General features: G+C 54.8%; 20 protein-coding genes. 6 read left to right on the forward strand and 14 right to left on the reverse strand.

The features are described 5' to 3' along the window. Positions 1 to 5 precede the first annotated feature (5 nt). Positions 6 to 488 (forward strand): low molecular weight protein-tyrosine-phosphatase, encoded by a 483-nt coding sequence (locus tag TURPA_RS19890; protein WP_014805065.1) that lies wholly within the window; start codon positions 6 to 8, stop codon positions 486 to 488. Positions 489 to 491: 3 nt separating this feature from the next. Here the strand turns inward: TURPA_RS19890 and TURPA_RS19895 are convergent, their stop codons facing one another. The 7 genes from TURPA_RS19895 to TURPA_RS19925 form a co-directional block, all read right to left on the reverse strand. Further along, positions 492 to 1910: a hypothetical protein gene (locus tag TURPA_RS19895; protein ID WP_014805066.1), complete on the reverse strand. Its 1419-nt coding sequence runs from the start codon at positions 1908 to 1910 to the stop codon at positions 492 to 494. Further along, positions 1900 to 2622 carry a hypothetical protein gene (locus TURPA_RS19900; RefSeq protein WP_014805067.1) on the reverse strand — a complete coding sequence of 241 codons (723 nt, stop codon included), beginning with the start codon at positions 2620 to 2622 and terminating at the stop codon, positions 1900 to 1902. The genes TURPA_RS19895 and TURPA_RS19900 overlap by 11 nt, the downstream gene beginning before the upstream one ends. A gap of 1 nt (position 2623) precedes the next feature. Next, a complete protein-coding gene (locus TURPA_RS19905) occupies positions 2624 to 5308 on the reverse strand; it encodes a carboxypeptidase-like regulatory domain-containing protein (protein WP_014805068.1) in 2685 nt (894 codons plus the stop codon). A gap of 58 nt (positions 5309 to 5366) precedes the next feature. After that, a complete protein-coding gene (locus TURPA_RS19910; protein ID WP_014805069.1) occupies positions 5367 to 6242 on the reverse strand; it encodes a porin family protein in 876 nt (291 codons plus the stop codon). Positions 6243 to 6251: 9 nt separating this feature from the next. Beyond that, the gene (locus TURPA_RS23210; RefSeq protein ID WP_014805070.1) at positions 6252 to 10811 is read right to left on the reverse strand and encodes a hypothetical protein; all 4560 of its coding nucleotides are present in this window, start codon (positions 10809 to 10811) and stop codon (positions 6252 to 6254) included. 9 nt (positions 10812 to 10820) lie between these two features. Beyond that, positions 10821 to 11726 (reverse strand): hypothetical protein, encoded by a 906-nt coding sequence (locus TURPA_RS19920; RefSeq protein ID WP_157210605.1) that lies wholly within the window; start codon positions 11724 to 11726, stop codon positions 10821 to 10823. A 113-nt stretch (positions 11727 to 11839) separates the two neighbouring features. Then, on the reverse strand, positions 11840 to 13090 hold the full coding sequence (locus tag TURPA_RS19925; protein ID WP_014805072.1) for a nicotinamide-nucleotide amidohydrolase family protein: 1251 nt from the start codon (positions 13088 to 13090) through the stop codon (positions 11840 to 11842). 69 nt (positions 13091 to 13159) lie between these two features. Between TURPA_RS19925 and TURPA_RS19930 the strand changes: the two genes are divergently transcribed. Next, positions 13160 to 13978: a ferritin-like domain-containing protein gene (locus TURPA_RS19930; protein ID WP_014805073.1), complete on the forward strand. Its 819-nt coding sequence runs from the start codon at positions 13160 to 13162 to the stop codon at positions 13976 to 13978. Between the two features lie 63 nt (positions 13979 to 14041). On the opposite strand, the gene infC is transcribed toward TURPA_RS19930, so the two are convergent. Both infC and TURPA_RS19940 read right to left on the reverse strand, forming a co-directional pair. Continuing rightward, positions 14042 to 14722: a translation initiation factor IF-3 gene (gene infC / locus TURPA_RS19935; RefSeq protein WP_014805074.1), complete on the reverse strand. Its 681-nt coding sequence runs from the start codon at positions 14720 to 14722 to the stop codon at positions 14042 to 14044. Between the two features lie 70 nt (positions 14723 to 14792). Then, positions 14793 to 15620 (reverse strand): formylglycine-generating enzyme family protein, encoded by an 828-nt coding sequence (locus TURPA_RS19940; RefSeq protein WP_245536845.1) that lies wholly within the window; start codon positions 15618 to 15620, stop codon positions 14793 to 14795. Between the two features lie 168 nt (positions 15621 to 15788). On the opposite strand from TURPA_RS19940, the gene TURPA_RS19945 reads away from it, so the two are divergent. Next, positions 15789 to 17657 (forward strand): alpha/beta hydrolase, encoded by a 1869-nt coding sequence (locus tag TURPA_RS19945; RefSeq protein ID WP_014805076.1) that lies wholly within the window; start codon positions 15789 to 15791, stop codon positions 17655 to 17657. A 34-nt stretch (positions 17658 to 17691) separates the two neighbouring features. Here the strand turns inward: TURPA_RS19945 and TURPA_RS19950 are convergent, their stop codons facing one another. The 5 genes from TURPA_RS19950 to TURPA_RS19970 all read right to left on the reverse strand — a co-directional run bounded on the left by TURPA_RS19950 (position 17692) and on the right by TURPA_RS19970 (position 21113). Further along, on the reverse strand, positions 17692 to 18603 hold the full coding sequence (locus tag TURPA_RS19950) for a PfkB family carbohydrate kinase (RefSeq protein ID WP_014805077.1): 912 nt from the start codon (positions 18601 to 18603) through the stop codon (positions 17692 to 17694). A gap of 84 nt (positions 18604 to 18687) precedes the next feature. Next, the gene (locus TURPA_RS19955) at positions 18688 to 19248 is read right to left on the reverse strand and encodes a PaaI family thioesterase (protein ID WP_014805078.1); all 561 of its coding nucleotides are present in this window, start codon (positions 19246 to 19248) and stop codon (positions 18688 to 18690) included. A gap of 85 nt (positions 19249 to 19333) precedes the next feature. Continuing rightward, positions 19334 to 19537, reverse strand: coding sequence for a 50S ribosomal protein L32 (gene rpmF, locus TURPA_RS19960; RefSeq protein ID WP_014805079.1), 204 nt, complete (start codon positions 19535 to 19537; stop codon positions 19334 to 19336). Positions 19538 to 19657: 120 nt separating this feature from the next. Continuing rightward, positions 19658 to 20287, reverse strand: coding sequence for an ATP phosphoribosyltransferase (hisG, locus tag TURPA_RS19965; protein ID WP_014805080.1), 630 nt, complete (start codon positions 20285 to 20287; stop codon positions 19658 to 19660). Position 20288: 1 nt separating this feature from the next. Beyond that, complete coding sequence (locus TURPA_RS19970; RefSeq protein WP_014805081.1) at positions 20289 to 21113, reverse strand: tetratricopeptide repeat protein; 825 nt, start codon at positions 21111 to 21113, stop codon at positions 20289 to 20291. 152 nt (positions 21114 to 21265) lie between these two features. On the opposite strand from TURPA_RS19970, the gene TURPA_RS19975 reads away from it, so the two are divergent. The 3 genes from TURPA_RS19975 to TURPA_RS19985 are packed head-to-tail and all read left to right on the forward strand — an operon-like array spanning position 21266 to position 23968. After that, the gene (locus tag TURPA_RS19975) at positions 21266 to 22936 is read left to right on the forward strand and encodes a hypothetical protein (protein ID WP_014805082.1); all 1671 of its coding nucleotides are present in this window, start codon (positions 21266 to 21268) and stop codon (positions 22934 to 22936) included. 4 nt (positions 22937 to 22940) lie between these two features. Beyond that, positions 22941 to 23648, forward strand: coding sequence for an ABC transporter ATP-binding protein (locus tag TURPA_RS19980; RefSeq protein ID WP_014805083.1), 708 nt, complete (start codon positions 22941 to 22943; stop codon positions 23646 to 23648). Further along, positions 23645 to 23968, forward strand: coding sequence for a hypothetical protein (locus TURPA_RS19985; protein ID WP_014805084.1), 324 nt, complete (start codon positions 23645 to 23647; stop codon positions 23966 to 23968). Before TURPA_RS19980 ends, TURPA_RS19985 begins: the two co-directional genes overlap by 4 nt. Positions 23969 to 23972 lie beyond the last annotated feature (4 nt).

Below are 23972 nucleotides of genomic sequence, written 5' to 3' on the forward strand. Positions count from 1 at the left end.
AGCCGATGCAGAGCGTTCTTTTCGTCTGCCTGGGAAACATCTGCCGCTCGCCTCTGGCGCAGGGGCTATTCGAACACAAGATTGAAAGCGCCGGGCTTGCGCCCCATTTTGATGCCGATTCGGCAGGCACCTCGGGCTGGCACGAAGGTGAACCGCCGCACAGCGGTTCGATTGCGGTTGCGCGCAAGTATGGCATCTCCATTGAAAAGCAGCGCAGCCGGCCCGTGCATGCAAAAGACGGCGAAATCTTTGACTTCATCATTGCAATGGACGCCTCAAACCGCGATTCACTGCTGCATGAATTCCGTTTTCCAAAAGAGAAAATTCATCTGATGCGCGATTTCAGCCTCGCGCCGAACGCAAAAAAGGGACTCGCGGTGCCAGACCCCTGGGGCAAGACCGGCGAAGCGTTTGAAACCGTCTATGCGATTCTCGACGAAGCTATAGGCGGATTTATAGCTTTTCTGCGTGAGCAGCGCAAAGGCTGAACATTAACTGTTATTACACGCAGCGCCGTTGCGGCATTTGCGCAGATCGAGTACTGCTTTTTCTGTGATTATCGCCATCTCGGCGGTAGCGTTGCGCACGGCCCAGATTCCCGCGCGTGTCCAGACGGCGCGGTCAGATGAAGTGAGAATATCATAGCCCGAGCGCAGGCGGTTATGGTAGGTTCTGAAGACCTGCTCCATTAAAAGACGATTGATATTGCCCACAGGCGTGTTGTATCTGTTCTGCCATGAATTGGCATAAGCCTGGCTCTCACCGTAATCTTCGTAGTTTTTGTCGGCGTTGCTACCCCCGATGACCCGGGTGCCATATTTCTCATCGGCATAACTTTCGTAATCGCCATGGTTATAGCCGATCGTCGACCAGATGTGCGCCTGCTGCGTCATGTCGCCCGCCCAGTGCTGCACGACGGTAAAATAGAGCATTTCAGCGCCCGTTACGGTGTAATAACGCCCCGCAATCGGGGCAGTCTGCAGTGAATGCCGGTTGTTGCCGTTCATCGAGGCTAGCCCCTCGAGCCACATTTCATTATAATAGAAAGCCGCCGCATTCGTTGCGGGTTCATAAATTACCCAATCTTCGTCGCCGCTGAAAAGTGTGCCCGCTCCCGGGTCGACGTTCGGAACCTGCGTCGTACCACCATACTCGGCGCCCTTATCGGGACAGCTGCCGATCAGCGCCACATCACTGAAACAGTTGTAATTTGTGCCATCAGCCTGCTCTGTCGCTTTGCTGCCGCTGCCATTCGAAACCGGCGTCGTAGAACCGTTTTGCTTGTAATCGATCGCCGGGTTTGCCTTGTACGTGTTGGATATCCCCTGCCATTCCTGGCAATTGCTGTCGCTGCAGTTGGGCAAATTCACCGACATCTGCGCGTTATTCATAAACACCGCAAGTATATAATCGATGCCAATATTGGGAAAACCATAAGTTTGATTGTAGGCATAACCGTCGTAGGTATTGTAATTATTAGTCACGAGCGGGTCACCGTCTTCATTCGTCTTGAGAAGATTCACGAAGTGATACCACGAAGTGAAGTTGTTCGAGTAAATGCCAAAATCGGGCACGTGCCAGCTAAAGAAAAGCAGGTCATCCCAAAAAGCGTCCCAGAAATAGTCGGGCTTAACCCCACCGACACGCTCGATGCTGAGTGCGCCGCACTGCGTATTGTTGCCATAAGACATTTCATTCGCGGTGTAGTTGATGTTGACGCAGGTGCCTGAATAGCGCCCACCAGCCTTTGCCTTCATGTAGTCTGCCACCCAGCGCATCTGGTTAGTGCCCTGAAACTCCATATAGAGCATGCCCTCTTCTGGCATGTTCTGGTGCACGTTGACGATAAACGCCGATACCGCATTGACGCCAAAACAGACGACAAAGATCGCCAAAAACCTACGGAGCATGTTCTACCCTCACATGAAACCTGCCGCCCGACAGCATTTTGATTTCGCCGCTGCCCGACTGCGCCGCGAACCTGCCTGAACCTGAAAATGAACCCTGATACGACACTACTTTGCCGTTGACGACATTCGGCGTGAGCTGCAGCGTAAAATGCGTATCTCTGAAGGCTCCGTTCTGAATGACACCTGCGCCGGTTTCGAGCCGATTCTGGCGCGACATGCGTGTCCAGGCTGGTTTCACGCGGCGGTATTCGCTGCGCATCTTTTTGCGTTTTCGACGCGCATGAAACTTGCCACGCAACCGATCTTGAATTTCAGCCGGTGATTCTAATTCATCTTCAAATTCGTCGGTTTCGATATTGACCTGCTCGACATAGGTAATGTTGGCATCTTTCGCTAGCTGCTGCTGGGGTAGCAGCGAGAACACACCCTGGCTGCTGCGCAGCGTTACGGCCAGATCGGTATCGGCCGAAGAAAGGTACAATGGTTGTTTCTCATTGCCGGCAGCGACATCGGCTGAGAGCATCAGCAAGAATCTCTGGTTGATATCTTTCACCGCAACGACAATGCGTGACTTTCCGTTGCGCGTCGTGACAAGTGCTGCCGCATGCTGCGTCGCGTATGCGCGCCCACCAAGGCTAAACTGCAATTCACCCTCACCGAGGGCGACGAGCGGCGTGCACGCAAGCAATATTGTGACAGCGAAAATCCGCATGCTACTCGGTGCGAAGAATGTTGAAGAACCCTCTGAATGTTCCCGTGCTGACGTTCGCTGCAGCACCAGCCGCTGCGATCGGCCGTAGCTTACCGTCAAAACGACCGCGAATAATATCGCCTATAGGGCCATGCATGTCGATGGTTGCGTTGGCCGAACATTCGTTCAGATCAACACTCGGGCGTTCGCCTGGCCCGGCAACATATAGCAAATGCCCTGTGGCGTCATACCATGAAACGACAAGGTTGCCGTTGTTGGTGCCGCAATTGGTCGCGTAGGTCGCAGTCGGCGAAAGCATTGTGTTATAGTTCGACTGAACCTGCGCGGGGCCGGTCACGCGCACATCGAAGAAACCAAAAACGTTATCATTTTTGCCGCGAACTTTGACGTAATACCAGCCTCTGAGCAGGTTAATCGGCCCGATGCGTCCGTTTGAGCCGGTGCCACTGTCATCGTCTGACCCGAGGTTCGCGCCGGTTTGCGCGGTGAGAGTGATATGCGTGTCTGTCGACCCGGTTGTTTCGATCGTGTACGAGCCGGGCTGCGCCGCATAGAAGTGATAGTACACGTAATTCTTGAGATCCCAGGCATTCGTGCGGCTGTCAGCACCGATGCCTTCGGTGAGAACACCATTCGCAGCCGGCGAAGAGCCATTGGGATTTACAGGTACATGGTTCGACCATTTGCCCTCAGGCACGTTCGGCAGAATGCGCGGTGTGTCGTCGAAATGCAGATATATACCGTCAAAATCGTAGGTCTTTTGTGGCAGCGATGAGGTTCGAATCAGGTCGCCAGTTCTGCCTGAAATCGTCAAACCGGTCTTTTCGGTGAGAAATTTCTCGTATGTCTGTTTCGTCTGGTTTCTGAAATATTTTGAGCCCCCGTTAATCACGGCGTATATGCCGATGGGGTAAAGTCGCAGCTGATTGGTGCAATTAGACCCACCAGTCGGGCCGACACCAGATGCACCGCAGGCGAGCTGCGTATCGAGATTAAAGGGCGTTCCGGGGCACGCCGCAATACCGCTGTGCGTAAATTTGAAGGTCTGTTTTCCAACCTGTGTCTCGCCGGTATAACCCGTGCGCGAAATTTCGACATCAAAGGCGTTCACCGCCGTGTTGCCGAAGTTACCCTGAATTATGAACTGCCCGTTCGAAAGCGCGGGAAACCCACCCGAAGCCGCTGCAGGCCCTGTTGTCGCGGTACGCCAGCCACCGTCAAATATTGCAACCGTCGCCCCATCGACCGGCAGCGTCGACCAGTAATCGGTAACCGTACCCATGACGCAGTGCGTCGGCGGCGGCAACGCAGTCATGGTCACGGCACCCGCGTTGTTGGCGCCCGCAATCGTGATGGTAATCAATGCAGGGTCATTCGGTGCCGACAGGCCAATGAGGCGCGAATAATAGCCGGATTTCTCAAATGTCATTTTATATTGCTGGTTACGCAATATGCTCGCATGATCGAACAGAAACTGGCCCGACGCGTTGGTTGTCACCTCTGTAATGTAGGTGTTACTCGAATTATAGAGCTTTACCAGAACACCAGAACCGGCCGTGACCGTACCGTGTATCCATGAGTCCCACATGAGTGCTGTCGCTGCGCCAGCGATTGCGTTGTTGCCGGTTAACAATACGTCGGCGTAGGTTGTTTTCGTGCGGTAACAGTTCGTCGTCGCGGCAGTTCGGGCAGTGCAGGCGGCACTTGTTTTCGAAAGAGTCACCGGGTAGCGGGTACCGACAAGCAAGAACTGGTCTTTAATCTTAAATCCGCCGCCATTGGCTCCGTTCTGGTTGGTATTGAAATCATCGTCCATGTCGGGGCAATACAGGCCTGCCGCGAGAGGTTCATAAGGCGCTGAGCTGTTGGCATCGTATGGCCCGCCGCTATTGCAAGTCAATTGCTGGTTATTCGAGTTGGTCAGCGTGGCGCTGACATTGTTGAGCGCTGTGCCCAATGTGTCTTCAGTGATATGGCCATATATTGAGCCGAACTTCTGGTAGAGCCGAACAGGGTTATTACGAATCGGGTTTTCTTCTGCGGTGATCACGGCGACAATATCGGTGCGCGTGATGTAATCGGCTTTGTAGACACCAATGGCAAATGTTGACAATGCTTGGATATCCATTTCACTTATGCCATTGTCTCTCATCACTTGTTTTTCTTCATCGCTTGGTAATGGGAAATAGTTGCTCTCAAGTATAAATCGCCCATTTTCGTTTGTTGAAACAACTAGAACTTGACCCGCTGCGTCTGTTGTTGTCACGTTAGCGCCTATTAATGGCTTGTAGGCAAAATTATCGTAAACTTGTCCCGTAATTCTTCTCAGACTTAGGCTCTCGTCAGCGCCGAAGGTAAACATCACTACATTACCAATATCAACTTTTAGATTCGGTAGACTAATGACCGCTGCTCGGGCAGCGGACTTAAAATTGCTCTTGCTGAACCGCAGGTTAAAACCGGTGCCGCGCTTAACTTCGTTAAGGTTGATTGAAAATGAACCATTGTTGGCGGACGTCGTTTGCAGAACCTGCTCATTATCTTGCCTGCTAACCTGTATCTGCACGCTGGCGATGCCGGTGCCATCGGGCCCAACAACCTTACCCGAAATCTGCCCCGACCCGGTAACACCCGGCAGACTTTTTTCTGAAGTAAAACAGTTCAGGGTAAAGAGCGCGATCAACATAATTGCCCACGAATTAATTCGTGGGCAATTATGTTGAAGAATTGCGGCACCATATTTTTTAAAAACCATAGATCCCCGTTTTGAAACCTGAGCTAAAATAGAAACCCTGCTCAGAAAATTCGTTTGTATTGAAAAAGCGGCTTTGAATTGGCCCGTAGGTGTTCAGCAGGCCCCTGAAGTATTGCCCTTCGAAAAACCAAATATAAGACCCAAGGCGCAGCTCAAAGCCCAAGCCGCCCATAAACCCGCCAGATACCGGCCGAGCAAATTCACGCACGTCGTAGAGCTGGTCGTCGGGGTTACCGACGGTGCTGTTCAGAATTTCGAGTTGCGAAGAAAGCGGCGTTTTGGCGAAAAAGCCTGCCTGCAGGTTGCCCGCAAAAGGCTTCAACGCCTCTGCAACCGGGCGCAAAAATTTGACTTTGCCGAGTACCTTGTATAGCGAGTAGCGGTAAGAAAACATGCTGCGCAGCGCCAGATAATCGGTGCGCAGAATGCCATTGCCCGCATAACCACCGGTCGGTGTTTCAACGATAAATGCCCGGTTCTGTTCGTAACCGAGATCGGTAATGATACCATAAACCCGTTTGAAATAAAGTTCGCTGCGAATACCGAGAATAACCGAAAGGTCAGACCCGCCGTTGTTGACCGAACCCTGCATGCCTTTTGCGAGGCCTGAATAATTAAACCCGAGATAAGACCCCATGTAGAGCGTGCGCGATTTTGCCTCAGGGCCTTGAGAGGTCGTGTAATCTGCTTCGGCGGCCGCAGTCGAACTTGCGGGCTTAGAGAATTCAATCTTGCCCGAATCACCCGCCGAAGACGATGATTCAACTTCGGGAGAAACAGGTCGCTTGAGCTGAATCTTTCCTTCTGCCAAAAGCGCGCCTGTCAGTAGCAGCGACGCGAGATATGTGACCGGGTTAATCCGCATTCTTTACCGTTAGTTGCATGTACAGGTAGCCCCTGCTGTTGGCGAGGTGAAGTTGAAGCAATTGGCGTTAGTACCCGCCGCCCCTGCATTGCCCGAGCTCGTGCCTGCGGTACCGCCGCCGCCGCCCGCGTAAGTGTTACCCGAACACGTGGGTGCAGCCGATTGCACAATCGTCACGCCAATGGATGGGCCGCCATAACCACCCGACCCATGACCACCAGAACCACCGTCGCCGCCGAAACCGCCGTGACCACCATCACCACCATCATCGGGCCCGTTGGCGCCAAGTCCGCGGGTGCCAGCACCGCCGCCACCGCCGCCGTTCTGGCCATTGCCTGCATTACCCCCGGCAGCCCGGGTAATCGAGTTTGAGCTCAGGTTGATTGTGCTGATGCTGGCAAGGTAGATGCCAACCGAGGGACCTCCGGCATGGCCGCCTTCACCGCCATTGCCTTGTTGCCCGCCGCCGGCACCGCCGCCGCCGCTGCCGCCGCCGTCGTTCATATCGCATTCCGCGCCGGCCCCACCGCCGCCGCCACCGCCGCCCAGGCCCACACCGCCATTATCACCGGTGCTGCCCTGGTAAGCGACGAGAAAACCACCGACGTTGCGGCCATAGGGCTGAGCGCCCGGTGGCGCTGGTGCGTTCGCGCCTGCACCACCCGTAGCGCCATTACCTCCGCCGCCGCCGTTACCATTGCAATTTGACGTACCGCGCGGGCCACCGGCGCCGCCACCGTTCTGGCCCGCTGCACCATCACAACCACCGCGCTGCCCGCATCCACTACCGCCGTCATCTTGCCAGCCGCCAGAACCGCCTGCACCGCCACCGTTGAACCCGGCGATGCCACCTGCACCGCCGGCGCCACCGGGTGCCAGCCAGCGGCTGTCGTTCGATTCGGCCACACCACCTTCGATGCCACCAGTACCATTACCGCCGTTACCGCCCGTCGCCCCGGTTTGCCCGCCAGAGCCTCCAGAAAGACCGCGCCAGCCCTGGCCCGCATTGATTGTATTTGAAGTCATGGTCACGGTATTCACGCCTGAAATGTGCACGCCGTAAGAGCCGCCTGGGTTCGGGCCACCTGCGCCGACGTTGTCACCCTGCGTGATAAACTGCGACTTATAGATGGTCAGAGACGAAACGCCCGTTGTGGCTCTCAGGCCAACTGCGTTATAGCCCTGCGTGAGGTCTGGCACCGGTCTCTGTGTTGTGAGACTAATGCCTTCGACGAATACCGGGGTGTTGACTGCCCCCAGGCTAATGCCGATGCTGTTCGCGCTGTCATTGCTGCCCGCGGTAATCGCGGCACGATTCGTGGCAACATCTGGTCTGTACCAGGCAGATGTAAATCCACCATAAATACTGGTGCCCGTCAGTAGATTAAGCGTGCCGGTCGTTGCACTGCAAGGCGGCGCGCCGTTGCCGCAATACGTACCACCAATAACATAGATTGCCTTACCGCCTGTTGCTGCCGCGGCAGCCGAGCTCAATGAGCGCTTGGGTGCAGTGCGAACCGTACCGGGGTTAGCATCGTTACCGGTCGCGTTGTCGACGTAAATCGACTCGCCTGCGGTTTTGTTTTGCAATACGAAATATTTCAGAGTAGATGTGCCACCGTTTGTCGCAGTGCCCCAAGAGGGTGCCACGGCGGCGGGTGAACAAGGCGACGGCACGCCCGCGATGTCGCAGAGTTCAATCGCGACATTAAACGCAAGGGTTGTCACGTTATTCGTAAGGGGAGGCGCAATCTGGTAAGTTGTGTAGATTCCCTGCGCGTTTGGTGCTCCGACACCAGAGGGCAGCGCACACGCATTGTTCGCGTCAACTCCTGTAGAACCTGCCGGACAGGTGAAGGTGAGCGACTTAATGACACCAATCGGCTCGAACATATCGGCATCGACGTCGAAGGTAATCGTTTCGCCTTTATTCCAATGTACACGCGCGTAGACCGTGTTCATGTTTTTCGGCTGAACCCGCCAAATAGCACGCGATGCTATACTCGGTGTACCGGGGCCACCCGATGGAAAAAGACAAATCTTAACATCGTTGATATTATTGGTATTAAGATCACTCGCATTGATTGTGATCGTCGTCGGTGTCAGCGCAGCAACTGTGCCGGTCGCGCTGGGCGCATGCGATGACAGGCTACCCCCCGTGCAATCGAGGGTGCCGTCATTGATACGCACCTGGTATGTTCCGGGAAAGTCAGTCTGCCATTGCCACGTCGTTGTATCGCGGGGTGCAGCGACCGCTGTCGCCGAATTACCCCAGTTATTGGCAACTGTCCAGACATGTTTTGCCGCCGGAGTGATCGTGGTAATCTGTGGGTTTACGCCGATTGCATAGGCCTGCGTCTGCACGGGCGAAACGTTTCCGGCCGCGTCGCGGGCGATGAACTTCAGATAATAGATGCCGGGCGTGAAAGGGCACGCACTCGGATTGGCATTCACATCGGTGACACTCGCACGCGAGTTGCAACCGAGGTTCAGCTGCGTACTGCTGCTGCCAGTCACATGCACAACATTATTGGCAGCCGGGCATGGGAAAACAGGATTCGCAGGGTTTGTCGCAGGCGTCGGGTTGCCAGATGCGTCCGCGCCCCAAGTATAACAGATTTCGTTTGGTATCAGAGAGCCATTCGCTGGCACACCTGCAACCGTCGTTGAACCTGATAAGAAAATCTGCTGTGGCAATGAAAACATGCCGCTGAGAGGTGAGGCGGTAATAGAAGGCGCCGTATCGTCACGAATCACCGTTTCAAACGCATCACCCCAAACAGAGAGGTGGCCGACCGCATTGCATGCAGCGACTTCGCAGGTGATGGCACATATGGTGATGTAATTGATGCCATGGTTGGTATCGTTGAACAGCATGCCAGACGCCGTCGCCGAAATGTTCGTCGTCACAGTATCGCCCGACGTGAACGGGCCACCGGTAATGACGCCGACCGGCGGTGCGAGGTATTGCGCGCGCGTGTAGCCAATGCATGAACCATTGACGGCGATCAGATAACGAAAGGGTTTCGTGAGGCTGCCTGTATCGGCAGTCCACTGGAATGATGCGGTCGTGCCTGCTGTGTTCGAAACGTAGCGGTTGCCGACGCTGATAATCGAAATATCGGGTTTGCGACCGATGGTGAAAGTAATCTGCTGAATCCCAGAGGTACGGCCTGCCGCATCACGCACCATATACTTCATTATGTAATTGCCAAAAGGCAGGTTCTGGAATGAAATCGTGCCGCTGTCACCGGGTTTAATGGCGTGCATGGTGCCCGAATAATCTACCCCGGTTGGGTCAAGGTTTGTGCTCGAGAAGTTCGGGTCGACTGGCGTCACACCATTACCCAGGCTGTACGTCACCGAGTTACAGGCAACCCTGTCTGAACAGAGAATGTTCACATCCATCGGGGCCGCATAGAATTCGTTGTTGCGAATGGGCGAAATGATCGGCATCGGGTTGCCCTGGTCGACGAAACCCGGGTCGACGCGATCGAGCGCAATTTTGCCGAGAATGTTATTCGCGATCGTGTTGTTATTCAACACATCAAAGCCAATTACCTGACCATGGTCGAGTGCTGCATAGAGCAGATCATTGGTCTCATCGATCATCGGGTTTTTGACGATCAGCTTTGCGACAGCCCCCGAACCGTCTGAATTTGTCATCACCTGCGAGGTGCCGTCGGCATTCGTGTAAAGGTAATAATCGGCGTTGGTATCACCGTTTACATCGAGGCCCACTGTCGGGGTTACCGGCCAGGTAAAGAGCATTTGCGGAATATAGCGTTTGCCGTCGGCATTCGTATCTTCAGGGTCATAAGTCACCGTGCAGTTGCCGTCGGCGTCGAGTTCTGAAACGATGACGTCAGCGGGCGCAACGACCGCGTCGGCGCCCGCCCCCGTATCGCCTGTTAGCGTCACGGTCGGCTGCGCCGTATAAAGCCCGTCACCCGGTTCGAGCAGATACACATTCTGCAATCCGCCACCGGCGACATGAACGCCGGCGGTCGCACCTGAACCGCCGCCACCGGTGATGGTGACGACCGGCGCTGCATAACCAGACCCCTTCTGCAGCATCGAGATGCGCGTGACGCGGCCGCCGCTTGCGCCTGTAACCTGCGCCGTCGCGGTTGTGCCCGCGCCCGGACCGCTCAGCGTAACGTTAAAGCTATTGCTCGTGCAGCCCGAGCCCGAATTGGTAATGACAATGCGCTCGACGCGGCCGTTCGCGACGACGGGTACCGCCGTTGGGTTGACTGTACAGGTGCCCGAAGGGGTCAGCGTGACTGTCGGCGAATTCGTATAGCCCGAGCCAGATGAATTGACGGTAAATTGTTTAATGCCACCCGTGCGGCAGACGTAGAGACCGTCCATTTTGCCGTCGTAGTTGATGTCAATCGCCTGCACTTTAATATTGAGACCGAGAGTTGCTGAAAGGGATTTCGGCGCTGCATTGTAGCTCACGCCGCCGAAGCCCTGAAAGTCATCGGATTTTTTCTTTTTCGCGCAGGCGGCAAACAGGGCCGCGAGGGCGATTAGCAAGAAAAGTTTTTTTGTTTTGTCTTTCATGTTTATCTCTCAGTACTTGAAAATCACAGCGCCAAATTTGTACGCAAACCCGGCATAAGCCCCGTAGTGCATCACGGGTAACACGTTATCGTAAATCAATCCGCCTCTGATCTGCAGAAATGGTACAAGTTCGTCGGTTCTGTCGGTTCGCTTCATCGACATCGGAAACTCAATACCCAGCACAACATGCCCGGTAAACTTCAGCGCCGAGCCCTGCCCGTTTGCGTCTTTGAAATTGTAGTAACCCAAACCCGGCTGAATCGCCGTGACAAATTGCAGCGGCATCTTCGGCACACGGTAAAGCCAGGCCATGCCGATCTCGCCATAAAAACCCGTGATCGCCGAAACATCTTTCGTGATGTTCAGATAACCTGCCTCAAAGCGCAGGTCAAAACCCTTGCCCTTCGATTCGTCCGCGTCGTAGGCGAAAAAAGCGCCCCACCCTGTTGTGGACGGTAATCGCGCATCTCTTTTGCGTTCTTCAGGCAAGTCATCCGGATTTACCGCCCCACGACCGACATTCATAAAGTACGTTCCCGCGACCGAGAACCGTGAGTTGTCGAGAATCGTTTCTTTCGGGCGCGCAGCGAGCGGTGCGACCTGGTCTGTCGGCCCGTCATCTTTCGGCTTCTCTTTTGGCAGCTCGACCTCGCCCTTCTCGTTGGTCTTGTGCAGCGCCTTCTTGCGCTCTTCTTTTTCGTCGTCGTCGCCTTTCAGCTCAATCGGCTTCGACTTGAGGCCGCCGGTGTCTTTCTTCTCTTCGGGTAGTTCATCGTCAAAAAAACTTTCACTGTCTTGCGCATGCACATGCGCTGCGGGCATAAAAATTGCTGCCGCCGCTATAAGAAGGCGCAGTGCGGATTTCTCAAGTACTGTCAGTATATACGTCGGGCGCATGTATCGGGATTTCCCCACAGATATACCGCCCGACGCGGGCCTTCTGTGCCAAAAATAATGACGCCTCCGTCATTGAGGAAACAAATGTTCACTATTAAATTAACCACAAGCACAGCTGCCTGTGCTCGTGGTTAATTTAGTTCGCTTAACGGAAAAGGCCTCGCCTGCGCACGCTCAAGATGCTGCCATAGGGCCAAAAACCCCGTGGCGACCGAGGCGTTGCGAAAGCGTTCGCGCCCAAAAGGAAAGAAGAATTTGCCCACGCGTGTTTCGCCGGTTCGCCTGTCGAAAAGGCCAATAAACACCGTGCCGACCGGTTTGGCCGCCGAGCCGCCGTCTGGCCCGGCGATGCCGGTAAATGAGAGGGATAGATCCGCCTGCAAATTATCGGCGATGCCACGGCACATGGCTGCAGCACATTCGGCGCTGACGGCCCCGTGCGCCTCCACAATCTCGGGCGAGACGCCCGCAAGCGCGGTCTTGGCGCTGTTGGCATAACTTACTGCCCCACCCTGAAAAACCGAAGAGACGCCCGCAAGGTCGGTAATCTGCTTTGCGGCAAGGCCACCGGTGCAGCTTTCGGCAACGGCGAGCTTCAGATTCTGCGATTTGAGACTTTCGATGATATTCAATAGCGGATTTTCAACGATCTGGCCTGGATACCGCGAGTGCAGAGTTGCCACCATTTCGTCGAGGGCCGGCTCGTGTTTGGGGTCAGAGCGCAAGAAGAGTCTGCATCCCCATGGCAGCGCGTGCACGCCCACAAGAACACCGTCGCTCTTTTCGAGTACTGAAAAAAGCTGGCTTTCACCCACACCCCACAGTGGAATGATACGCATCGCCGAACGCGAGAAGTCGAGCCGTTCGATGATTGAAAGCACTTCGGGCCACATTCCCCTGATCTCGTCGGGAAAACCCGGCAGCGCGATAAACGGAACCTCGGGGATAAAAATTCCCGGCGCAAGACCGACGGTATTCTTTATGGCGGTCGCCTTTGACGGAATACGCGCCTGCCTCAGGGCGACGTCGATCGACATGACCCGGGTCTTGTCTTTTGCGCGTTTCTCAAAAAAATAACGCGTGCGTTTTTCAGCGTGTGGCTCGTAGACCGCCGTGTCACCCAGCCACTCGCACAGCAGGTCGACGGTGAGGTCGTCGCTCGTGGGTCCGAGACCGCCCGAGTTGACGATCAGATCTCCCGATGCGCTGAACTCTTTCCAGGTTTTGACAATCTGCTCTGGGTCATCGGGCATAATGCGGCTTTCGATCAGTTCGAGGCCGCGTGCGTAGAGTTCTGACGCAAAAAACTGCGTATTGCGGTCGAGCACGAAGCCGTTCATCACTTCGCTGCCGGTAATGCAGAGCCTGACGCCTTTTCTCATAAGAGTACGAATATACCTTGTCGGTGTGCGGTCAATTCAGGCAGGTGAAAGGCTTGGTAAAATGCAGTGATGAAATTTTTCAGAACTCTGAGCGAGCTGCGCGGGGCACATGACCTGCCGCAGAAACTTCAACGCCTCGGCGATTTTGCGGCTGCCCTTGAGCGGCATGAAAGCGTCGAGTTTGACACAGAGGCCCCAGTCGTGCCGCTCGGCCCGCCATCGTACAGCGCTATCTGCAAGATCGTGCACGGGTCTGAAGTGCCGCGCCGCCGCAACCTTGGCTCGGGCGAAGGGCGCATTATTTTTTTACACGCGCTGGCACATATTGAATACTCGGCCATTGACCTGGCGCTCGATTCGGCTTATAGGTTTCGCGATATGCCGCCCCAGTTCTATGAAGATTGGTTGAATGTCGCGTTAGACGAAGCCCGGCATTTCGCCATGCTGCAGAGTCTGCTCGGCGAACTGGGCTCGGGGTATGGTGCGCTGCCGGTGCACACCGGTATTCACGATGCCATGGTTCGGTCTGAAGATTCGCTGCGCCGGCGCATGGTTGCGGCACACCGCCATCTCGAAGCCAATGGCCTCGACGCACACCCCGAACTTGCCCGCAAAATGAGTCTTTTTGACGACCCCATGGCCGAAAGAATCCGCGATGCTTTGAAGATTATTTTCGACGATGAAATTGCGCACGTGGCAGCCGGTGACTTCTGGTACCGCTATGCTTGCACGCTCGACGGTTCTAACCCCGAAGACTTTGCGGCCGATATTGAAATGGCGATACCCGGCACAAAAATCGGTGGCAAGAAGAATCTGAACCTCGATGCCCGGCGCCGCGCAGGTTTTTCTGAACACGACCTAGCAGTCATGTCACGGCCTGTTGCCTGAAATGTGGCTATACGCCACGGCGGGGCCGCCGCTTAGACGGCGGCGGTCAGGGGCTAAAGCACCCTAAGTAGCTTCAGTGGTTGTGGGCGCTGCTGCCGGGGTCGCAGACTGATTGGCCGGTGCGGGGGCTGCGGGCTTGGGTTTTGCACCTTTGCTGCGCAGCGTCATGCTCATCATTCGGCCTTCAAGGTTTGGTTTTTTGTCCATGTGGGCAGCTTCAGCGACTTTCGTGTAGAACTCCGTCAGCTTTTCGGCACCGAGCGCGGTGTGCTGCATTTCGCGGCCGCGAAATTTCATGGTGACTTTGACGTTGTCGCCTTCGTTCAGAAAGCCGATCGCCTCTTTAGCCTTACGGTCAAAATCGCCCACGTCGATCTTTGGCCCCATTTTGATTTCTTTTATCTGAATGACTTTCTGCTTTTTCTTCGCTTCTTTTTCTTTCTTAGCCTTTTCAAATTTGAACTTGCCGTAGTCGACGAGGCGAACGATCGGCACCTCTTGGCCTTTGGTTATTTCAACGAGGTCAACATTCTGCGACCGCGCCCGCTGCAAAGCGTCACGCGTCGATATGAGTTCTGTGCCCTTCTCACCGACGAGGCGCACCTGCGATTCGGTAATGTCTTCGTTGATGCGGTGTTCCCGCATCGGGCGTCTGAGTTTGGCGAATCGATTAAACCGGCCCTGACCGCCGCCCGAACCACCGCCGGGTTTGGGTGCTTGAGAAAAATTAGGCCTTTGCTGCATAGAGTTTTGTCATTAAGAGTTGGGCATTGTCAGACATTTGACCCGCCTGTCAAGAATGTTATGATTGCCCCTATTGAGCACAACGAAAGCCGAAATGGTGGTAATGCTCCATCGGCATATTGCCCGGTACATTGCCACGGCGTTTCGAGCCGCGCGCATAACCGGCTGTCCACCACCACGAGCCACCGCGCACGCTGCGCTCTTTATGGCCGGGACAGACAGCCGCGCCGTCGCATGGCCCCTTGGGGTCGCGGCCACGGCATTTTTCACCGCAGGCTGCGTAACTTTTGGAATACCAATCATTCACCCACTCGTGCACATTGCCGGCCATGTCGTAGAGGCCGTAAGCACCCGGCGACCTTGACATGACGGCTGCGGTGTGCATGTGCCACTCGGGTTCGAGGCGTTTCGTGAAACATCCTTTTATGCCTTTCTTGCCCTCACCAATCTGTATAATGGCGCGCGAACAATCGGCGGGCTCATTGCCCCAGGGGTAAAGATTGCCGTCGGGGCCGCGTGCGGCTTTCTCCCACTCGGCTTCGGTCGGCAGACGCTTGCCGCGAAACTCGCAGTATTCGCGCGCGGTGAACCAGCTGACACCTGAAACCGGCTGGTCGTCTTTTTTGTATCGCCAGCCATAGCGTGCGCCAATATAATTGCATTCACCGGTCTGCAAGCAGCCGCGGCATTTGCCCGCGGCCAGGCATTCATTAAACTCTTTGTTCGTCACCTCATGCAGATCCATGTGAAATTCGCTGACGTAGACTTTCTCAGCGGGCTTCTCGTCGCTTTCAAAGTCATTGGACCCGCGAATAAATTCACCCGCCGGAATGCATGCCATGCCGGGAATCTGCTTCGAGCAGGCGGCGACCGGCCGGGTGCAGCCTGTGATAACCATGAGGATGCCTAACGTGGGCAACAAAGAGCGCAAATTTCGCATTTTCCCTCTTTATCACCCGGCAACGCCGCGTAAAGTTGTTGATACGCTGCCCGATCGGGTTCTCGCGGCCGAGCTGAAGCGGGCCAACTGCTGCTTGTCGCGCTATGCGGCGCGTCAAAATGGCCAATGAAGCGCCGCAGCGTCACCCGTTCACTGCTCGACCAGTCATACGAGCCAGGGCCGGGGTTTCTTTATATTCCCCCACTGCCCCGCTCGCGCTATGATTTTATTTCGCAGGTGCAGACTGCATTCGTGAACAAAGTTGTGTCTTTCACATTTCCCGACTTCACCCACTGCTTTGAGTACAGCGTATTTGAAATGGTCGACGGACCCTTCATGCGTGTCACCGCGTCTTCGTCGCAGTTTCACCTGCGCGAAGTCGCCGAACACCGCAATATCGAGGTATTCAAGAAGTTCATCGCGAAAACCCGCCCGCTGGCGATCGCGCATGAAAAGAATCTTTCGGCGCAAATGATGCGCCAGTCACTCTACAACATTGCCAACAACCTGCCGCCGATGGTTGAATTCTTGCATATCGCGTCAGAAGAAAGGCTGCACGCCGCGATGAAACGCCTCGCCCCCAATGGCGTGCGCTATGCGGTGGGTATTCCCGTGATTATAGACCGCAAACCCGTGGGGGTGCTCTGGGGCATTCACCGCAAGTCGTTCAGCCCCGAACAGCGCCGCGATGTCAGGCAGCAGATGATTTCGCTGGCACGGGCAATCGATTTTGTCGTTTCTGAAGAGCTCGCCGAATCGGCCGACGCGTACGCGGCCCGCCGAAAAATCGAAAAGCACGACCCGACTGCCAACCTCGAAAGCCTCGTCTACACACAGGTGCCCGACCAGGAAAAGCCGGTGAAGTCGATGGTTCTCTATTCGAACCGCTATTCAGAAAAATACCGGCAGGACACCAACTACATCGTGCCCACGGTCAATGGTTACCGCATCAGCCTCAAGCGCTACCTGCCCGAACACCTGAACGGGCAAGACCGCATTCTGCTGATGCTGCCAGGCTTCTTCTGCAACCGCTCGATCTGCGACCGCCTGGCCAAAGAAATGGCGCTCGAACACGGTTATGCAGTTTTTACGCTTGATGTTCGGGGCAGGTCACGCGAGACCCTGCCCAATAAGTTCTTGAATAACTACCACTGGTCGGTGGATAATTATATCTGGGAAGATTTTCCCGCAGCGCTGCAGTGGATCAAAGAGACGCACCCCGGCAAAAAGGTCGTTGTGTTCGGCCACAGCATGGGGGGCATGATTCCCCTCTTTTATTCGGCTGCCTATGACAAATACGGCCGCAAACGCTCGGGCGACCTCGCGATTAAACCCGAATCGATTATCGACGGCATCGTTTCAATCACATCGCCGATCTATATTCGCATCGCGGCCGAGTCGACCTGGTTCAACATGTTTCGCCAATCGGCAAAGCTGCTGACCGGCAATATTCTTGCCGAACCACTGATGCGGCTGATCAACTTCACGCTCACCTCGACGATCGGTGGCATCGACCTGAATAAATTCTTCACCTTTCTGCACAACATCTCGGCTTCGATTCGCACCATGTCGTTCGACGTGTCGTACCGACTGCCAACGCTGAAAGAATTCATCGGCTACGAGCAGATCACGCCGCCCGAATGGTACTTTTTTATGGAGGATGTATTCTGCGAAGAATCGATGCTCGTGATCAGCCAGTTCATTCGCTCACTCATCGACGGCGACAATTTCGTGTCGATTGACAAAGAGATCAATTACACGCTTGAACTGAATGAACTCGAGATACCCCACTTTACAGTCGTAGGCACCGTAGACGAAATCGCTCCCCCCGATACGGTGCGTCAGGGCCACCTTGCCGGCAAGTCACCGAAGAACCGCATCGCCGAATATAAGCAAGGTCATTTGGGTATCATCACGCACCCCGAAACAGTGCGCCAGATAGCGATCGATACAGACGATTGGATTCGGTCCCTACCCGCGAATTATATTAGTTGATTGATTGGGAAGCTTCGCTTCCCAATCAATCAACTCAGAATGCTGAAAGACCTTTCAGCACTTCGACCCGCCTGGTGATACTCTTCTTATCAGCCTTAGCGATGCCTGAAGTTGAAAAGCCTTCGACCGCAAAACTCGCAGTCGCAGAACCCCAGGCGACTGCGCGGCGCAAAACTTCAGAAGTGATCTTTTTTCCCGGTTGTGTGTTCGCCACCAGATAGCTCATGCATCCGCCGGCAAAACTATCGCCTGCACCCGTTGGGTCGATGACCTTCTCGGTCGGGTAAGAGGGACTGACGAAGATCTCATTCTTGGTGATGGCAGTAACGCCGTGCTCGCCTTTTTTGACGATCACGACACCGGGCCCCTGCTTCTGTATCATTTTCGCCGCCTTGATCAGCGAGGCTTCGCCCGCGAGCATACGCACCTCGGCGTCGTTGAGAAAAAGTATATCTACCTGTTTGATGACTTTCATGAGATCTTTTTTCTTGCTCTCAATCCAGAAATTCATCGAATCCATGCCGACGAGCTGCACGTTTTTCATTTGTTTGAGCACCTTGTATTGTATCACAGGGTCAATGTTTGCGAGAAACAGAACCTGACGCTGCTTATCTTCTTCGGTCAGTTTCGGTTCAAACGTGGCGAAAGCACCGAGCTCTGTGCTGCGTGTGTGCGCGACCGCCATGTCGTGTTCGTAGAAACCCGACCAATGGAAAGTCGTCTCGCTGCTGCGCTCGATGCCACTCGTGTCAATGCCGAAGTTGCCCAGGTATTTTACATATTTTTCAGGGAAATCACTGCCGACAACGGCGATAATTTTCGGCTCAATCAGCGGAGCCGAAGCGATCGAGAAGTGGCTGGCGGCGCCACCGAGCACATTCTTCTTTTCGCCGAACGGGGTCTTGATATCGTCGAACGCGACAGACCCAACCACAAGCATACGCATTGGGCAGGCATGCCGAAAAGACACTCATCGCGTAAACTCCGTTAAGCGCGTTGTGACGCGCTTTTCTACACCGCGATGACAAGATCAGACGGCGGTCGTGACTTTTGCCGCGCGCAGACGCCGGCGAATTTCTTTCGCCCGCACTCGGTTAGGTTCGAGAAATGATTTCAGCCGGTTTTCCATGCCGCCATTCCCGAAACGGCGCTCGAGCAGCCTTTCGGGTATAATGTACCATTTGATTTTGGACTCCACCAGTACTTCATCGCCGAGCTGTATGCGCGCTTTGGTGTAGAGCCGCTTTGATCGCGCCGAAGTGAGCCACGCAGTGATGCGCAGGTCGCGGTAGAGCGGTGTCGCCTTATAGTACTTTATCGAAAAACCATCGGTCATGACAAAGTGCCCGAGGTGATGGCAGAGAACGCCCTGCGCTTCGTCGAGAATCAGCGCCAGGCCACCACCGTGTGCATAACCCGGAGCGCCCTCGTGCTCGCGGCGCAGTTGAAAAGTGAATTCGACTTCGCCCTTCTGTTCATCAAAGGTCGACGGTATGTGAAAAGAGTAGTTGTTGAGCGCACCACAACCCAGGCAATTGTCGTGGTGCAACTGCTGGCCTACGAGACTGGCATTCGTGTGCACGCGGCTCATGGGCGAGTTGCCCCGATTTGCGGATGCAGAATGTTCATGCTGGGCCAAAAGTCTGAAAAGCCTGCTGGCAGTTCAGACAACCGCATTATTCTTTGTCTGACTTGGCTTTTTTCGCGCGCGGTATCAGAACCTGTACGCCTTTATAGTAGCCACAGGCGGTGCAGATGCGGTGCGGCATACCGTAGGCGCCGCAGTTGGCGCAGGGTCGCAGGTTCGGTTTGCCGATTGCGTGGTGGGCACGACGGTTGCGTCGGCGGACATGCGAAATTCTTCTCTTGGGTACGGCCATTCAAGCCCAAAACACGATCAAAGACAGGCTGTCAACTTAGATCGTGTCGGTAATTCGGGCTGCGCGGCAGGTTGTAAAATTCACAAATATGGCGAGCTGCCGCGCAGTCCACTCGCTGCTTCAGGCCGAAATCAGCTGGCGCACGAAACCGCCCAGACGCTCCCGCCGCAGGGCCAGAGCCGATGGGTTCAGAATGAGACGCGCCGTGCTCTTCATGATAATCTCTTCTTCGACGAGATTATTCGCCTTTAGCGTGGCACCGGTGCTCACCAGATCGACGATGACGTCAGAAAGCCCGGTCAGGGGGGCGATTTCGATTGAACCATAAAGCTCGATAATTCGAATATTGAAGCCGCGGCGAAAGAAATATTCGGTCGCCAGCCGGGGATATTTTGTCGCCACGCGCAGATCGCGCTTCTTGTACCAGTCGGTCTGCCCGTTCGGAAAGGCCACCGACAGACGGCATTCGCCGAACGGCAGCGCGGCAGGAATATACACATCGAAACGGTGCTCGAGTAAGAGGTCGAGCCCCATGATGCCGAGGTCGGCCGCCCCCTGCTCGACATATGCACCGACATCTTTGCTGCGTATCAGATAAAAATCGATTTGGCTCTTTTCGTCTTTGAGAATCAGCTCGCGGCCTTCGCCGGTCTTGGAAAGACTGCAAAGCCCCTTCGAAACGAAATATTCGAGGCTCTCATCGCTCATGCGCCCCTTGGGCAGCGCAATTCTGAGGGGCTGCTCTGCCAAGTTAGTTTTTCGGCGACACGAGATCGCGTGCCTGACCGCCACCCTGGGCGGCGCCTTCGCGGCCTTTCGCCGCTGCGCTGCGCTGAGCGTTCAGCATCGAAATATAGTTGCGGCTCGGTGCGGCGAATTCTTTGCCTTCGCTCTCCCGCGAAATTTTCACGAATTTTTCTTCGGCCTCGTCGAATTTGCCGAGGTAATAGAGCATGCGCGCCTGGTGAAAAACCGCCATTTCAGATTTTTTGACCGCTGCATATGGCCCTTCGAGCTGTTTGTAAATCGCCAGGGCCTTTTCAAAATCTTTACCGCTTTCGAGAGCCTGCGCCTGCATAAACCGGGCAACACTCACCATTGCGTCCGTATCGTAAGCGGATGCAGCACGCGAGAAGGCATCTGCCGCCTGCGCATAATCACGCCCCTCGAGCAATGCGTTACCGGCCGTGAGGCAGGCTGCTGCGCTCTCTAATGTGCTGATCATCTGTTCGCAGACGGGCTTCAGCGACACGCCAAATTCTTTCATCTGCAGGGACCGCGCCTCACCCTTGGGCAAAATCTTGATCTGGTCATACTTTTCGAGTGCCGTGTGCAGCTTCTTGCTGTGCTCGTCACGCGCGGCCGCGTGCAGTACAAATACGAGTATGACGATCAGGGTGATGCCGAGAACGGTGTAGAGGCCGTTTCTGAGCGTGCGGGGGTTATCGTTGATCCATTGCAGAATCTGCTGCGAAAGCGGAACCTTCTCTTCGTAGCTCTGCGTCTGTACCGATTCTGGTTCGTTTGTTTCACCCTTGCGCCGGCGCGCCCTGAAACCCTTGATGCCCAATGCCATGCGGCACAACCTTGCCAAGAAACACCTTGTCCATTATTTGCGTTGGTAGTCACCCGAATGAAGGCCGTGAGGCCGGGTAACCGGTGAGCGGTACCGACTGCAATCAGGGCAATAAAGGCTTGTCAGCCGATGCTCCGCCTTTTTTTCGCGGTATGAATATCGCAAAATGTCTTTTGCTGGTGGCGTTTGCAACCCAGCAGCTCGTTGCCCTCGCCCCGCAAGACCGCACCCCGGCCGATACGGCCGTTTTTATTGAAGGTGGTCCCATCGCCGAAAATCTGGATTCGCTGCGCACGCTTGTTGGTAGTGTTGCTGGTGAAGGTGTCTGGTCTATTTTCGCGGCGAACCTCGAACAGAAGAGCGGCGTGAATCTGCTCGATGCGCAAAAACTCGAAGAGATCGGTGTTTCGAGCAAAGAAGCATGGGCGATTGCACTCAATATGGAAATTGAAAGTACCGGCACCCCGTCAAAGCCGGCGTTTGTGCTGATTATTCCCGCTCAAAACAACACGAAGCTATACGATTTTCTGAAAGGTAAGGTTGCCGAGGCACAAATGCCGGTGAACAAAGAAATTGAGCCGGGCCGTTTGCTGAACTTCGGCGCTGAGAATGACCCGGGTTTTCTCGTTCGCACGCCGAACGCAGTGCTCGTCAGCAACGATCAGGCGATGGTGAAGGCGCTGCAGTCGAAAGCGTCAAACCCGATCGCCAAAGCGCCGCACTATACTTCGATGCGCACACATCTTTACGGACGTAACCAGAATAAGGCACCTCTGGTTGCCTTCTACCTGCACCCCCGTTTGATTGTTGCTTCGCTGAAATCGCAGAGTGAACTTCTGCGCAACCTGCAGCGCGATCTGAACAAAGGCGACGAGAATGCTCCCGTGATTGACGACAACTCACCCTACGTGGCTGAGATTCGTGAAAATCTGCAATCCTCAGGTGGGGCGATTGTCGCCAATGCCGAAAAACTTTCGTTTTACTTCTCTTATAAATACAAGGAGGGTTACCTGAGCGACACGACCAAAATTTACCCTAAGATTGTGCAGGTTAAAACCGCACCGCTCGCGTCTGACACACTCGCCCGCAACCCGGTTCATTACACGCTGATCAAAGTGAATGCACTCGCGATGATCGAACTTTTCAAATCACTGAGCCCTGTTTTTACCGAGAAGTATAACAAGGGGCTTCAAGATGTGAACACCAAACTCGCGATTGATTTCGAAGCTGATATTCTGCGTTCACTCCGCGGAAATTACAACTTTCAGGTACTGAACATACCTTCAGAGGCAAAAACGAAAGACATCCTGGCTTGGGAACTTTACGGCACCTTCGGCATCAAAGAAGGCACCGCAAACAATTGGGTGAAGCTCATCAAGAATGTTGAGAAGATGGTGAAAAAAGCCGAGGCCAAAAAGCCCAACAAGTCAAAATTCGCGTATGAAGACATCGACGAGGGCAAGATTATCACGATCACGGGTGAAGACCGCATGAGCGGCCCTAAAGCAAAACCGATTTCGGTTATAATACTGGTGCGCGAAACAGAAATTATCGTGAGCAACTCGAAAGCAAACGCAATCAAGGCAACGAAAGGCGGCGACAAGACGCTCAGCGAACGCCTCACGCGCCTCACCTATGATTCGGCCCAGGGAATTTTCTTTCTCGACCTGCAACAGGTCTATAAGGCCGTGATGAAGATGAAACAGGGCGGCTCGCTGAAACCTTACGCGAACATGCTCGAAAAGCTGAAAAACTTCTCGATCTTGTCGACCGTCACGGGTGATTTTGCCACTGCCGAGACGACTCTGCAACTGAGGAAATAACCGCTTGCTGCAGATACAGAATCTGTCAAAACATTACGGGCACCGGCGCGCCGTCGACGGTGTATCGTTCGAGCTGAAAAAAGGCGAAATCTCGGCGCTCTTGGGTATCAACGGCGCCGGTAAGACCACAACGCTGCGCATGCTGACGGGTTACATCACTCCGACTGCTGGTGCTGTGCTGTTAGATGGGCAGAACATCATTGACGAACGTGAGACACTGCTCACGCATATCGGTTATCTGCCCGAAACGCCTGCACTTTATACCGACATGACGATTGAAGACTTCTTGCGCTATATGTTTCGCCTGCGGGTACAAAACACTGCTACCGAAGACGCGTCGATTGACCGGGCGCTCACCCGCTGCGGCCTCACCGAGCGCCGGCACGATTATATCGCCTCGCTTTCTGCGGGCTTTCGCAAGCGCGTGGGCCTTGCTCAGGCGATTATTCACGAGCCAAAAGTGCTGCTGCTCGACGAGCCGATCGCAGACCTCGACCCGCGCCAGATTCGCGACATCAAAATTCTGCTCGGCGAATTTAAGCAAGACCATGCAGTGCTCGTCTCAAGCCATATTCTGAAAGAAGTGCATGAGTTCGCCGACAGAATTTTTCTGATTCACGGTGGTAAAATTCTTGCTGAAGCCGAAACGAAGACTATTCCCGCCGGTGAGCTTGAGAACTGGTTCATGCGCCACACCGAAACCGCAGCGTGAAACCGGCAGTCTCTGCAGCGATTGTCATACTGAGTTTTGGCTGCGGCGGCGGCAAGTTTGTCGTCAGCGATGCGGATATCTGGCGTGACGGAGCGGCCCTTGGGGGCAAATATGTTCAGCTCGTCGAAACGCAGGTCTCGCCGAAACTTTTGCAGCCGGCCGCTCAGCAGTTTGCAGAAAATTGCCGCGCTGCAGAGGCCAGGGCGGTTGCCCGGTTTCGGGGCGAACACCCGCAGTCAAAAGACGAGGGCAAGCGGCTCGGCGAAAAATTTGAGCTGAACGCGGGCTGCACCGTGCGCATGGCGTTCACAGCCGAATAGGAGC

The sequence above is a fragment of the Turneriella parva DSM 21527 genome, assembly GCF_000266885.1.
In the GTDB taxonomy this organism is placed as follows: domain Bacteria; phylum Spirochaetota; class Leptospiria; order Turneriellales; family Turneriellaceae; genus Turneriella; species Turneriella parva.